Source organism: Permianibacter aggregans, assembly GCF_009756665.1.
Taxonomy (GTDB): Bacteria; Pseudomonadota; Gammaproteobacteria; order Enterobacterales; family Permianibacteraceae; genus Permianibacter; species Permianibacter aggregans.
The window spans coordinates 140,072-153,871 of the sequence record NZ_CP037953.1; the positions used below are offsets into that span (position 1 = coordinate 140,072).

14 protein-coding genes are annotated in these 13,800 nt (G+C 55.9%); all 14 read right to left on the reverse strand.

The annotated features are described in order from the left end of the window. Positions 1-5 precede the first annotated feature (5 nt). The 14 genes from E2H98_RS00635 to flhA are packed head-to-tail and all read right to left on the reverse strand — an operon-like array spanning position 6 to position 13,799. Entirely contained in the window at positions 6-377 is a 372-nt protein-coding gene (locus E2H98_RS00635; RefSeq protein WP_133589645.1) for a DUF2802 domain-containing protein, read from the reverse strand. 18 nt (positions 378-395) lie between these two features. Beyond that, positions 396-854, reverse strand: coding sequence for a chemotaxis protein CheW (locus tag E2H98_RS00640; protein WP_133589968.1), 459 nt, complete (start codon positions 852-854; stop codon positions 396-398). 56 nt (positions 855-910) lie between these two features. Beyond that, positions 911-1,753, reverse strand: a complete 843-nt coding sequence (locus E2H98_RS00645) for a chemotaxis protein CheW (RefSeq protein WP_133589647.1) — start codon at positions 1,751-1,753, stop codon at positions 911-913. After that, positions 1,750-2,547: a ParA family protein gene (locus E2H98_RS00650; protein ID WP_133589649.1), complete on the reverse strand. Its 798-nt coding sequence runs from the start codon at positions 2,545-2,547 to the stop codon at positions 1,750-1,752. The genes E2H98_RS00645 and E2H98_RS00650 overlap by 4 nt, the downstream gene beginning before the upstream one ends. Positions 2,548-2,579: 32 nt before the next feature. Then, positions 2,580-3,560 (reverse strand): flagellar motor protein MotB, encoded by a 981-nt coding sequence (locus E2H98_RS00655; protein WP_133589651.1) that lies wholly within the window; start codon positions 3,558-3,560, stop codon positions 2,580-2,582. A 12-nt stretch (positions 3,561-3,572) separates the two neighbouring features. Next, positions 3,573-4,319, reverse strand: a complete 747-nt coding sequence (locus E2H98_RS00660) for a flagellar motor protein (protein ID WP_133589653.1) — start codon at positions 4,317-4,319, stop codon at positions 3,573-3,575. Between the two features lie 4 nt (positions 4,320-4,323). Continuing rightward, positions 4,324-5,433: a protein-glutamate methylesterase/protein-glutamine glutaminase gene (locus tag E2H98_RS00665; RefSeq protein ID WP_133589970.1), complete on the reverse strand. Its 1,110-nt coding sequence runs from the start codon at positions 5,431-5,433 to the stop codon at positions 4,324-4,326. Between the two features lie 12 nt (positions 5,434-5,445). Continuing rightward, on the reverse strand, positions 5,446-7,659 hold the full coding sequence (locus tag E2H98_RS00670; protein WP_133589655.1) for a chemotaxis protein CheA: 2,214 nt from the start codon (positions 7,657-7,659) through the stop codon (positions 5,446-5,448). Between the two features lie 9 nt (positions 7,660-7,668). Further along, entirely contained in the window at positions 7,669-8,421 is a 753-nt protein-coding gene (locus E2H98_RS00675; RefSeq protein WP_133589657.1) for a protein phosphatase CheZ, read from the reverse strand. Positions 8,422-8,438: 17 nt separating this feature from the next. Next, positions 8,439-8,822 carry a chemotaxis response regulator CheY gene (cheY, locus tag E2H98_RS00680; protein WP_133589973.1) on the reverse strand — a complete coding sequence of 128 codons (384 nt, stop codon included), beginning with the start codon at positions 8,820-8,822 and terminating at the stop codon, positions 8,439-8,441. 35 nt (positions 8,823-8,857) lie between these two features. Continuing rightward, on the reverse strand, positions 8,858-9,574 hold the full coding sequence (locus tag E2H98_RS00685; RefSeq protein WP_133589659.1) for an RNA polymerase sigma factor FliA: 717 nt from the start codon (positions 9,572-9,574) through the stop codon (positions 8,858-8,860). Next, positions 9,575-10,420 (reverse strand): MinD/ParA family protein, encoded by an 846-nt coding sequence (locus E2H98_RS00690; protein ID WP_133589661.1) that lies wholly within the window; start codon positions 10,418-10,420, stop codon positions 9,575-9,577. It abuts the gene before it with no gap. A gap of 37 nt (positions 10,421-10,457) precedes the next feature. Beyond that, positions 10,458-11,693: a flagellar biosynthesis protein FlhF gene (flhF, locus tag E2H98_RS00695; protein WP_133589663.1), complete on the reverse strand. Its 1,236-nt coding sequence runs from the start codon at positions 11,691-11,693 to the stop codon at positions 10,458-10,460. Between the two features lie 21 nt (positions 11,694-11,714). Further along, complete coding sequence (flhA, locus tag E2H98_RS00700; RefSeq protein ID WP_133589665.1) at positions 11,715-13,799, reverse strand: flagellar biosynthesis protein FlhA; 2,085 nt, start codon at positions 13,797-13,799, stop codon at positions 11,715-11,717. Position 13,800 lies beyond the last annotated feature (1 nt).

The following is a 13,800-nucleotide window of genomic DNA, read 5'->3' on the forward strand; positions in this document are numbered from 1 at the left end:
AGCCACTACTTCGCGTTCTTGCTCCGCTGCGTCATTGCCGCCAATAACTCCGCCTCGCCTTTGCTAAGCTGGCATCGCTCCATGACCTCTTTCATCGAAACACCACGAGTCAGTAGCTCCGCGGCCTGACTGTAGGCTTTGTAATTGCTGCCAAGATCGGCGGGTTGTTGTTTGTGTTGTAGCGCTTGAATATCGGCTTGCAGGTTAACGAGGCGCTTGCCCATTTCGACGACGGTTTCCACCGCCTGCTGGTTTTCGCGCGCCTGTTGCTCGAACATTTTGCGGGTGCGGATGGCGTAGTTGATGGCGATGAACGCGAGCAGCAGCGACGCCGCACTGACGGCCAATAACAGATATTGCATCCACTCGCTGTTCATCGGCTATTGATCATTCCATCAAGTAAATTGCATTTCCTGCCATTCGGCTTCTGACAACAGTTTGTTCAGATCAACCAGAATCAGCAGTTCGCCGTCGCGGTTGGCGACGCCCTGGATGAACTTGGCGTTTTCATCGTTACCGACGTTCGGCGCCTGTTCAATCTCCGATGCGCGCAAATATACCACCTCAGCGACGCTATCAACCAGAATGCCAATGACTTGCTGCTCGGCTTCGATGATGACGATGCGGGTATTGTCGGTGACTTCAATTGGCGGTAAGCCGAAGCGCTGGCAGGTGTCGATAACGGTGACGACATTACCGCGCAGGTTGATGATGCCCAGCACATATATCGGCGCGCCGGGAACCGGTGCGATTTCGGTGTAACGCAACACCTCCTGCACTTGCATGACGTTGATGCCATAGGTTTCGTTACCGAGCCGGAACGTGACCCACTGCAGGACGGGATCTTCTTTCATCGAGCCAGCGGCTTTGGTGACATTGCTCATCAGGGAATCCTTTGTACGTCAAACGCTTACGACAGACGCCGGCCGCCGCGTCGGGCACCGGTCTTTCCATCAAGAATAGTCGCTTTTTTGCCGGAAGCAGGCTTTTTTTGACTTTCGTTCTGGAAGCGCTGCATCAAGGCCGGCACGTTCAGCAAGGCACAGCGATCTTCTTTGATCATGCCGGCGATCCACGGCCGCCCATTGTCGTCGGGGAACCAGCGGATAGCCTCGTGCTCAAGCACCCGGGTACTGCACAGCTCGGAAACCGACAAGCCCCAGTTGCTATCGCCAAGGCGGATAACGTAGCGATAGCCTTCGGCCATCTCGGGTTCATAACGGTGATCAAGCAGGTACATGCCGGTGTTGATCACATTCAAACCACCGGTATTGGTCTGTAACAGTCCGGTAAACCATTTTGGCTGGCCGAATATCGGTGTTGGTGCGTCATCACTCTTAATGATGCCGCCGAGTAGATGCAGCGGCAGCGCCAGTTGCAGTTTGCCGACGCTGAAAATCAGGGTTTGGAATTGTGCCGGCAAGCTGGCTTTATAGGTGCTTATCGCCATCAGTGCCGCCATGGGCTGCTCTGTCGGCGTGGCTTCGGCAAATGCTTTAGTCACCGACTCGACTTTGGCGTCGGGCGTTACTGAAACAACCGCTTGGGCAACAACTTCAGGAGCAACAACCGCTGGCGCAACTACCGGCGCCACGGCCTGTTCAATCGGAATTTGCGCCAGCAGTTTTTCCACGCTGGATTTCAGCACCGGCGTCAAGGGTTTGCTTTGTTCGCTGACCCGCGCCAACTCTTCAACAGGCGTCAACAAACCTTGCAAGTAATCTTCGAGTGTTTGTTGCGAGCGGCTAGTCATGAGGCCACCTTGCGCAACTGTGGCCGCTGCTCGCCAAGCAAGTCACGCAATAATTGTTGATAGGCTTGCGCACCGCGAGATTCCGGATCGAATTGCAGTGGCGTCTGGTGAGCGCTGCTGGCGTCACGCAAACGGGTATCCACGGGAATCACCGAACGCCAGAGTTTGTCCTGATGCGTGTCACGCATCGTGCGCAGGCATTGCACCGAAGCACGCGTGCGACGGTCAAACATCGTTGGCACGATCAAATAGGGAATATCTTGCTGGCGCGAACGAGCGATCATTTTTAGTGTGCGCTCCATCCGCTCCAATCCTTGAATCGCCAGAAACTCAGTTTGCACCGGAATAATCAATTGTTCGCACGCCGCCAGGGCGTTGACCATCAGCACGCCGAGTACCGGCGGACAGTCAATGACCACCCAATCGAATTCATTCTGCAGCAAAGACAGCAAGTGTTGAATGACCAAGCCCTGCCCGCCTTGTGTCGCCAATTGTTTTTCAATGGTCGCCATCGCGACATGGCCGGGCAAAAAATAAAGATGCGGTTGCGAGGCAGGCTGACAGATCGCTTTCAGCTCGTCAGCACTCAATTGTTTGTATTCAAGAAATGCATCATAAAGACTGCGATGTTCGCCTTCGGGCGACAGACCAAAATACGCGGTTAATGACGCATGGGGATCCAAATCGATCAACAACGTGCGCAGGCCGCGCGCAGCGAGCAAGCCGCCGAGCGCTACCGTGGTCGTCGTTTTACCAACGCCACCTTTCTGATTGGCTACTGACCACACTCGCACCTGGAACACCTTTCATTCGAATGCCGACAACATCATGGACGTTGCGAGTCATCATTCTGTTGCGGATCGTTGTTTTGTTGTTTGTTGCTTTCATCCTTGCCCCGAATCAGCAGACCTCCGGTCGGCAGACGCACCACTTCCACAGCACTTTCCGTTTCTTCTGAACGGCGTTCTGCCGGTTGCGTCGTTGCCGGTGCTTGATGCAAGGTGTCCGGCTGTTGTTCCGTCAAACTATGGAAGCGCGAAATCGCCAACACCACACGACGGTTACGCGCCCTGCCCTCAGCGGTTTCGTTGCTGGCGATTGGATTGAATTCGCCAAACCCTTCAACCGCCATGCGTTCCGGATCAATACCAAACCCCTGCAGCTTTCGTACCACGGCTACGGCGCGTGCCGACGACAGCTCCCAGTTGCTCGGGAAGCGCTCAGTGTTGATCGCCAGATTGTCGGTATAGCCGCGAATACGCATCAGGTTATCGCTCTGCGACAACTGGCTGGCAATTTCTTGCAGGAGTGGATCCGCCGCTTTGCCGAGTACATCGCTGCCGCTTTCAAACAACAAACCGGAACGGACATCAATTTCGATCCAATCCTGATTGGCGCGGATTTCCACCAGTCGCTGTTCTTGCAATGGCTTCAACACGCTGTCGAGCCGTTGAAACAGTTGCGCGAACTCGCGCTTCTCACGCTCGGTGGGCGCATCGGCTTTTGGCAGACTGATCGCTTCCTGGCTGGCGCCGGCGTTTTCAATGACACCTTCACCTTTATCCACCGGGCCGGCCACCAAGCCCGGCGAATCGGTCGCCGCCGCCATGCTGTCCTGCTCCATCAATTCCGGGTTGCGCTCGAACGCCTTCATCATCGAATCGGACAGGACTTTGTACTTGCTTTCATTGACCTGCGAAATCGAATACATGACAACGAAAAACGCGAACAACAGCGTAATGAAATCAGCGTAAGACACCAACCAGCGCTGGGTGTGTTCGGTATCTTCCGGCTCTCGTTGGCGCACGGTATGACCTCGTTAACTGGATTTGACGAAACCTGCCAGTTTCGACTCGATCACCCGCGGATTTTCTCCCTCGGCTATGGCCACAATGCCTTCAATCAGCATTTCGCGGTACTGGGACTGTTGCAACACTACCGAACGTAAACGGCCGGCAACCGGAATAAACAGCAAATTGGCAAAACCCACGCCGTATATCGTGGCGACAAACGCCACGGCGATACCGCTGCCAAGCAAGGCCGGCTCGCTCAGGTTGTGCATGACCTGAATCAGGCCCATGACCGCGCCAAGAATGCCTAGCGTTGGCGAGTAACCGCCCATCGCTTCAAACACTTTCGCCGCCTGTAATTGCCGGGTTTCGTGCAATTCCATTTCGGTGGTCATGGCGTTGCGAATGCTGTGCGGCTCGCCGCCATCGACGAGCAAGCCCATGCCCTTACGGGTAAACGGGTCTTCATCGCGTTCAACGATTTGCTCCAAGCCAAGCAAGCCTTCTTTGCGCGCCGTTGCCGCCCAGTTCACCAGGCGTTGCAGGCCTTCATCAAACGGAAATTTCGGTGGCAAGAATATCCAACGCAATTGCGCCAGTGACTGAACGAAAATACGCCATGGCGTTTGCACCAGCGTGGCAGCCAGGGTGCCACCCACGACGATCAGAAAGGCCGGGCCATTGAGCAGCGTGACCAAATCGCCGCCCTCCCAAAGTTGCCCACCGAGAATCGCGAAAATGCCAAGCAGCAATCCGAGCAAAGCCAATAGGTCCATTGCCTCAGACCTCAGTGGCCATGCGCGGACCAATTTCCGGCAACGAAATACTTTGATGACTGATACCGGCGGCCGTTACCGCTTGTGGCATGCCATACACCACACAGCTTGCTTCATCCTGCGCCCAAATGGTTGCGCCTTTGTTGCGTAACATGCGTGAACCTTCGCGTCCGTCTGCGCCCATACCTGTCATGACTACAGCAAGAACTGCGCCACCTACTGCTTGTGCGGCGGAACCAAACAACACATCAACACAAGGCGCATATTGCAGACGGGCATCGGTATCACGCACACGCAAGCGCACCGTGTCGCCACTGCGCTCCAAGGTCATTTGTTTGCCGCCAGGCGCAAGGTAAGCATGGCCACGCTGCAATACATCGCCATCGCGCGCTTCGCTGACACGGATTTGGCAAATGCTGTCAAGCCGTTGCGCAAAAGCCGGTGTGAACGTGCCCGGCATATGTTGGGCAATAACGATCGGCACTGGAAAACTTGATGGCAAAGCACCGAGCACATTTTGTAGCGCGACAGGGCCGCCAGTTGAAGATCCAATGGCGACCAGTTTGACGGTGCCTTTGCGCAAGGCAACGCGCGCTGGTTCGACGGGTTTTGCCGGTGCAGGTGCTGAAGGTCGCAGCGTTGTCGTGGGTGATGTGGGAGTGGCCGGTTTAACGCTGGGAGCTGGCCTTGCCACACCACCAGCATATTTGCGTTGAAACTCACGACCAATCGTGCGCACTTTTTCGCGCAGCAAGGTCGCCGTCATCGAGCTGCTGTTTTGCACGTCCTCATAGGATTTCAGCAGAAAATCGACGGCGCCGGCATTCAGCGCATCCAGTGTCATGCGCGCGCCTTCGTAGGTCAGCGACGACAACATCAGGATAGCGACTTTCTGATTGGCGGTAATGTTACGTGTGGCGGTAATGCCGTCCATTACCGGCATTTCCACGTCCATCGTGATCAGATCCGGTTTTAGATCGGCGGCTTTTCTGATCGCGTCCTGGCCATTGTTGGCCACACCGACAACGCGAATTTCCGGATCGGCATTCAGAATGTCAACGACGCGCTGACAGAAAAAGTTCGAGTCGTCGACAACGAGTACGCGGACCGGCAGCGCCATTGTTGTTTAATTCCCGATCCGCCGTGCGTAGTGTTTCAGCAACGCCGGTATATCCATGATCAGCGCAATACCGCCATCCGAGGTAATGGTAGCGCCAGCCATGCCAGGAGTACCTTGCAGCGATTTGCCAAGCGGTTTGATCACCACCTCCTGCTGACCAATCAGGCCATCAACAACAAAACCGACTCGCTGCGAACCTACCTGCACAATCACGACAAAACCTTCTTTGCGCCGAATGCCACGCTGAGCACCACGCACCAGCCACTCTTCCAGATAAAAAAGCGGCAAGGCTTTTTGCCGAACGATGACCGTCAACTGACCATCGACGACATTGGTTTTGGTTAAATCGAGGTGGAAAATTTCGCTGACGCTGGCCAGCGGCAAGGCAAATACCTGATTGCCGAGGCGCACCATCAAGGTGGGTAGAATGGCCAGCGTCAAAGGCAGTTTGATTTGAATGATACTGCCCTGCCCCAACTCTGAGTGAACCATGATCGAGCCGTTCAATTGCGCGATCCGGGTCTTCACCACATCCATACCAACGCCGCGACCAGAAATATCCGAGACTTCTGCTTTGGTGGAAAAGCCAGGCATGAAAATCAGGTTGAATGCTTCGGTGTCGGACAAACGATCGGCGTGATCCGGATCGAGCAAGCCTTTCTCCACCGCTTTGCGTTTCAGCACCGATGGATCCATGCCTTTGCCGTCATCTCGAATCGACAACAGAATATGATCGCCTTCCTGTGCGGCCGACAAAACAATTTTGCCGAGACGTGGTTTACCGTTGGCTACACGTTCGTCCGGCATTTCAATACCGTGGTCGACCGAGTTACGGACCAAGTGCACCAACGGATCGGCCAGCGCTTCGACCATGTTCTTGTCGAGATCGGTTTCTTCGCCAACCAATTCCAGATCGATTTCTTTTTTCAGGCTGCGCGCCAGGTCGCGCACAACACGCGGGAAACGACCGAACACCTTTTTGATCGGTTGCATCCGTGTCTGCATGACCGAGCCCTGCAAATCGGAAGTCACCAAATCGAGATTGCTGACGGCTTTCGCCAGCTCTTCATTACCCAAAGAGTTCGCGATGGTCAGCAAACGATTACGCGCCAGCACCAACTCACCGACCAGATTCATGATGTCGTCGAGTCGTTTGGTGTCGACCCGAACCGTGGTATCGGCTTGGGCAACGGTCGCTGCCGTCATCGCGGCATTGGCTGCTGCTGCCGATTGTGCTGGCGCTGCGGTCGATGCCACAGGCGCCACAGGTTTCGGGGCTGCAGCGGCGGTTGGCGCCTTGCCTGCACCATGAATTTGATCGAGCAGCGCTTCGAATTCGTTATCGGAAATCAATTCGGATGCTGGCGTAGGCGCCGCCGCTTTCTCCGCTGGCTTTTCCACTTTCTTGTCGGCTTTTTTCGCTGCCGGTTTTTCCGCTTTGGCTACGCCGGCTTTTTCGCCCGGCGCTTTACCGGAGCCGTGCAACTCATCAAGCAGCTTTTCGAACTCGTCGTCGGAAATATCTTCAGCGCCGCCGGCTGACGCTGCTGGTGTTGCTGGTGTTGCCGCTTTCGCCGGCGCGGCCGGTTTTGGCGCTGCACCGCGACCATGCAGCTCATCAAGCAATTTCTCAAACTCGTCGTCAGAAATTTCTTCGCCTGCTGCGGCAGTGGGTGCTGCGGCCGGTGCAGGCGCCGCAGCCGGTTTACCGTGCAACTCGTTGAGCAAGGCATCGAATTCATCATCGGAAATGGTGTCGCTGGCCGGCCCAGGTGCTGGCGCCGGAGCGGCAGCTGGCGGAGGTGGAGCGGCGGCAGCTGCACCACCAATCTGACCATCGGCGCAGGCTTGTAATTGCGCAAGAAACGCCGGATCGGCATCGGTTGGCATATTGCCCTGACGCACTTCGTCGAACATGACGTTGACGACATCAAGCACTTGCAACACCAAGTCCATGACGTGCACATCGGCACGCAATTCCTGGTTACGCAGCTTATCGAAAATGTTTTCGCCGAGATGGCAGACTTCAACGAGCGGGCCGAGCTTCAAAAATCCGGCACCACCCTTGACGGTATGAAAACCACGGAAAATCGCGTTCAGTAACGGCAGGTCATCCGGTGTGCGTTCAAGCTGAACGAGTTGCTCCGATAGTTGTTCGAGAATTTCGGAAGCTTCGACCAGAAAGTCCTGCAGGATGTCTTCGTCGGCATCAAACGACATGGCGTTTCCTCAGAATCCCAGACTGGACAACAACGCGTCTACATCGTCCTGACCGTGCACGACATCCTGCCGTTTCTCCGCATCGATAATGGGGCCTTCAACCCCTTTGGTGGTTTCTTTGCCTTTTTCTTTGGCTTCCGAATACTCGTTCATCGTGCCGAACATCTTGATCAGCTCGACGAGGCTGGTCTCGACTTCGGTGACCAGGGATATGACCCGACGAATAACTTGTCCAGTCAGATCCTGGAAGCCTTGGGCCAGCGTGATGTCGTTCAAAATGGCGTGCATCTCATCGAGCTGGCTTTCGGTTTTGTTGAAATGCGCAACGAGGTCATCACAGAGTTTACGAAATTCACCGGGCTGCATTTCGCGCCGGAACAAGCGCTGCATCTGATCGCGAAAATCGACGACACTGCGATTCAAACCGTCGACCATCGGCATGCATTTTTCCAGGCCATCCATCGTCCGGTTGGCCGCTTCTTCGGTCATCGTGATGACGTATTTCAAGCGGTCGCGGGCATCGGGCATGTCCTGGGCAGCGAGATTGGTGATGCGGGTGTCGAGTTGAAATCCCAGCAGCGCTTCGTGCAATTGCCGGGTCAGTTTGCCGACCTCGGTGAACAGATCGCTGTCTTTGCCGCCGCGCATCTGCTCGAGCAATACTTGCGCGCCGACATCATCACCCTGCTCCAGCAGCGCAACCAATTCGCGCGCTTGCACCAGCACGGCGTCTCTCCAGTTTTCCTGTTGTTTTGTGCTCATCGATCCAGCCTTGTTGGTTATCCGATACGCTCAAAGATCTTGCCGATTTTTTCCTCGAGCGTTTGCGCGGTGAAAGGTTTGACGATGTAGCCGTTGACGCCACACTGGGCGGCCTCAACAATCTGTTCGCGCTTGGCTTCGGCGGTCACCATCAACACCGGCAGGGTTTTCAGGTTGTCGTCGGCACGCACCGCTTTCAGTAAATCGATGCCCTGCATGCCCGGCATGTTCCAGTCGGTGATCAGAAAATCGAAGCTGCCGGCTTGCAGCATCGGCAATGCCGTGGCGCCATCATCGGCTTCGGCGGTATTGGTGAAGCCCAAATCGCGAAGCAGATTCTTGATGATTCGCCGCATCGTGGAGAAATCATCGACGATCAGGATTTTCATGTTTTTATCGATTGGCATCGTTAACCTCAGTGACCCAAAAATTCAAATCAGTTCCAGTCTTTCAGCCGACTGCGCAACCGGGCCATGGCCTGATTGCAGATCTGGCAGACGCGCGATTCGCTGACGCCGAGCACCTGCCCTATCTCTTTCAGATTCAGCTCTTCCTCATAGTATAGTGCCAGAACGAGACGCTCCCGTTCTGGCAACTGTTCAATTGCTTCGGCAAGACCCCTCTGGAACGCAGCCTTTTCAAAGCCACGCTCCGGCCCCGGAATTTCGCTGCCTTCAGCCAGGCCACTACCATCTGCCGAAAGCCCGATATCATCAAAGCCATAGACCCCGATGTTCTCGGAATCGGCCAACAGCTGATGATATTCGTCCAGTGTTACACCCAGTTCGCTGGCGATCTCCGGGTCACGGGCGGCGCGCCCCAAGCGCTGCTCAACGGCGCTGACCGCCTGGGAAATGCGCCGGGCATTGCGATGCACCGAGCGCGGCATCCAGTCGTTGCGCCGCACTTCATCGAGCATGGCACCACGAATCCGGATGCCGGCAAAGGTTTCAAAACTGGCGCCTTTGCCCTGTTCAAATTTTTTACTGGCTTCCAATAGGCCAATCATGCCAGCCTGAATCAGGTCGCTGACCTGGACACTGGCCGGCAACCGCGCCATCAAATGATGGGCGATTCGCTTGACCAGTGGCGTGTATTCCAGCAACCACTGTTCTGTCGACGCATTGGTTTCATACATCATCGTCGCGTACATTCAGGTTACGGATTCCGTCATGCCGGAAGCGAGTGATGCCTGCACCAACCGCTCCATGAAAAATTCAATGTGACCGCCGGGAGCAACCGGCAACGGCCAGGTTTCCACTTTTTTCGCCAATTGGCGCAGCGCCATCGATACCGGGGAACGCGGAAACAATTCCATGACCGCGCGCTGCTTCTTGATCGCTTTGCGCAGGTGCTCGTCAAACGGCACGCTGCCGACATAATCGAGGGTGACGTCCAAAAAACGCTCGCAAACGCGCGCCAGGCGCTGAAATACTTCACGCCCTTCGGCCGGGCTGCGCACCTGATTGGCCAGCACCCGAAAACGATTGAGCCGGTAATCCTTGTTCAACACTTTCATCAACGCATAGGCGTCGGTGATTGAAGTCGGTTCGTCACAGACCACGAACAGAATGTCCTGCGAAGCCTGAGTGAAACTGACCACGGTGTCGGAAATGCCGGCCGCCGTATCGATAATCAGGTAGTCAATTTGCTGCCCAATCTGGCTGAATGCCTGAATCAAACCGGCGTGTTCGGCCGGGCTAAGTTGCGACATCGCCTGGGTGCCGCTTGATGCCGGCACAATATGAATGCCTCCCGGACCTTCAACCAGAATGTCGTTGATCTCCGCTTCGCCGGACAGCACATGGGAAAGATTCTTGTGCGGCTTCAAACCGAGCATGACGTCAATGTTGGCGAGACCCAAATCGGCGTCCATCAGCATGACCGAATGACCCTGCTCGGCCAGCGCCACCGCCAGGTTCACCGTGACACTGGTTTTGCCGACGCCACCCTTGCCCCCGGTTACCGAGATGACTTTGACGGGGCGAACATTTGTCATGCGTTTGATTCCTACGGCCTGATTCAGACCGGTTGCGTTATATGCCAGCATGAGCACCTACTTTGAGTTCGTTGGCCAGCAGCCATTCATCGACGGACTCCCGGTAATGCTCAGCCAGTTTCAGGGCACGATCGACCAGCTGGGCGCCGCGCAGTACACGAATATCCTCGGGTACCCGCTGCCCGTCGCAGCTTGCCGCCAATGGCACCTGACTCTCCAACAGGCAGGACAAGGCGGCCCCCAGCGACGTGGCCTCATCAAGTTTAGTCAAGATTGTCGAATGCAGCGGAAACTGGCCAAAATGTCTCAATGCTTCCAACAACACGGCCCTTTGGGCGCAGGCTGACAGCACCAAGGTCAACTTGATCGGGTAGCGGGAATGGCTCAGCAGATGCAATTGTTCGGTCAGCCGGGTATCGCGCTGACTCATGCCGGCGGTATCGATCAGAATCAAGCGTTTGTCGACAAAGGCATCGAGCGCATCGTGCAGCGCCGATGGCGTGTCGGCCGTGCGGATCGCGCAGCCAATCAATCGAGCGTAGGTCGCCAGTTGATCATGGGCGCCGATGCGGAAACCGTCGGTGCTGATCAGCGCCACATGCTTGGCGCCGTGTTTCAGCGCAAAATGCGCCGCCAGTTTCGCAACGGTCGTGGTTTTGCCTACACCGGTCGGGCCAACCATTGCGTATACACCGCCCTTCTCCATCATCGGATCGTCGCTGTGCTTGATATCGCGGGTAATGGCCGCCAGCGCATTGGCGAGCGCATTGGCTGGATCAGTGCCGTCGCTGTTGGCGTAGTGATCGCGCAAGCGGGGTGAAAGATCGAGCAGCGACAGACGCTTGGTCAGCAAGGATTTAATCGGTTTGCGCTGCTGCATTTCTTTCCAGGCAAGGCCTTGAAGCTGTTCTTCCATCAGACTGCGCAGCACGCGCATTTCGTCTTTGATGGCTTTCAACCCCGGATCATTGCCCCAGTCCAGTTGCAACACTTGTTTTTCTTCGGCGTTGACCTCGGTAGCGAAACGGCTCGGACGCGGTTTCTCTTCCTCACGCTCGATTTTACTCTCGGATTTGCGCTCCGATTTTTGCCGTTCCGCCGCCGGCTCGGTCATCGCTTCGAGAATGCCCGGTTCATAATCCTGCGCGGCCAGGAGCTCGATACCGTCATCGACCCGACGACTGGACAAAATGGCAGCATCAGAGCCTAGCTCGCGACTCACTTCGTTGAGCGCGGTGCGCATGTCCTTGGCAAAAAATCGACGTATTTTCATTTCCAAACTCCTGAGGTCTTATCAACCTACAGTGGCAACAATTTTCACTTGTTTATTATCAGGAATTTCCTGATAACTGAGTACATGCATACCGGGGCTGACAAAGCGCGCGAAACGCGCCAATGTCGCGCGCAAACCCGGCGCTGTCAGCAGCACGGCAGGCTGACCATTCATTTCCTGACGTTGACCGGCATCCTGCAACGAGCGCTGCAAACGCTCAGCCAATCCCGGCTCGATGCTGCCGTCATCACCGGCTGTTTGCAGCGATTTTTGCAGCAGTTGTTCCAGCGATGGTGCCAGCGTAATGACCGGCAATTCAGCCGTCGGTCCGTTGATGTTCTGCACAATCAAGCGCGACAGCGACACGCGGCAACCGGCGGTCAACGCGTTTGGTTCCTGTGTGCGGGTGCTTTGTTCAATCAGGGTTTCGGCAATGGTGCGCATATCGCGAATCGGCACGTTTTCACGCAGCAGGTTTTGCAACACTTTGACGACGGTGGACAGCGGCAGCGCTGCGGGCGTCAACTGCTCAACGAGTTTCGGTGCCGATTTACCGAGCTGTTTCAGTAGTTGTTCGACTTCTTCATGGCCAAGCAATTCAGCGGCATGGGTTTGCAACACCTGCGACAAATGCGTGGCAACGACTGTTGAGGCATCGACAACCGTGTAGCCAAGCGCCTGTGCATGTTCACGCTGGCTGGGATCAATCCATACCGCTGGTAAACCAAAAGCCGGATCGGTTGTCGCTTGCCCTGTCAATTCGCCAAACACCTGGCCGGGATTAATCGCCATTTCGCGTTCGACGTGTATATCGGCCTCGCCAGCGGTAACGCCCATCAAGGTAATCCGATAGGCATTCGGCGCCAGATCCAGGTTGTCACGAATATGAACCGATGGGATCAGGAAACCCAAATCCTGCGATAGTTTTTTGCGCACGCCTTTGATGCGCGCCATCAGCTTACCGTCTTGCGCTTTGTCGACCAGCGGGATCAGGCGATAGCCGACTTCCAAACCGACGGGATCGACTTGCGCGACATCATCCCAACCGAGTTCGCGAATTTCCGGCTCACGTGGTTTTTCTGCCTGCACCGCCTTTTGTTCTGCCACTTGTTGCGCTTGCGCCAGACGACGACGGCGAATCACTTCGGCGCCACCGAGGCACAGCGCACCCAAGGTCAGAAACGCGAAATGCGGCATGCCGGGCACCAGACCCATGACGGTGATGACACCGCCGGCAATTTGCAGCGCTTTCGGCTCATGGAACATCTGGCGAATCAGCGAGCCAGCCATGTCCTGCGTGGCGTTCTGACGAGTGACCATAATCGCAGCGGCGGTTGACAGCAGCAGTGCCGGGATCTGGGCCACCAGACCATCACCAATAGTCAACAGCGCATAAAACTGCGCCGCTTGCGAAAAGCTCAAGTCATGTTGAAAAACACCGATGGCCATGCCACCAAGCAGGTTGATAAACAGAATCAAAATACCGGCAACGGCATCACCGCGAACGAATTTCGAGGCACCGTCCATCGCACCATAAAAATCTGCTTCCTGCGCAACTTCGGCGCGCCGCGTGCGGGCTTCATCCTGATTGATCAATCCGGCGTTCAAATCGGCGTCGATGGCCATTTGTTTGCCGGGCAAGGCATCCAAGGTGAAACGTGCCGACACTTCGGAAATACGACCGGCACCTTTGGTCACGACGACGAAGTTGATGATGATGAAAATGCCAAAGACAACAATACCAACGGCGTAATTGCCACCGACCAACACCGAGCCGAAGGCTTCAATCACGGCACCTGCGGCACCCGGACCATTGTGGCCTTCCATCAACACCACGCGAGTCGAGCCGACGTTCAACGCCAAGCGCAGCAACGTCGTCATCAACAGCACGGTCGGGAACGCGGCGAACTCCAGCGGTCGCAGGATATAAATCGTCACCAGCAATACCACCAGCGACAGCGCGATATTGAAGCTGAAGAACATATCCAGCATCAGCGGTGGCAATGGCAAGGTCATCATTGCCAGCACCATCAATACCGCCACAGGCGTGCCTAGCCCTTCCAGACGCAAACGTCCTGGTGCTCCGGCACTGGCGACTTCAGCCATG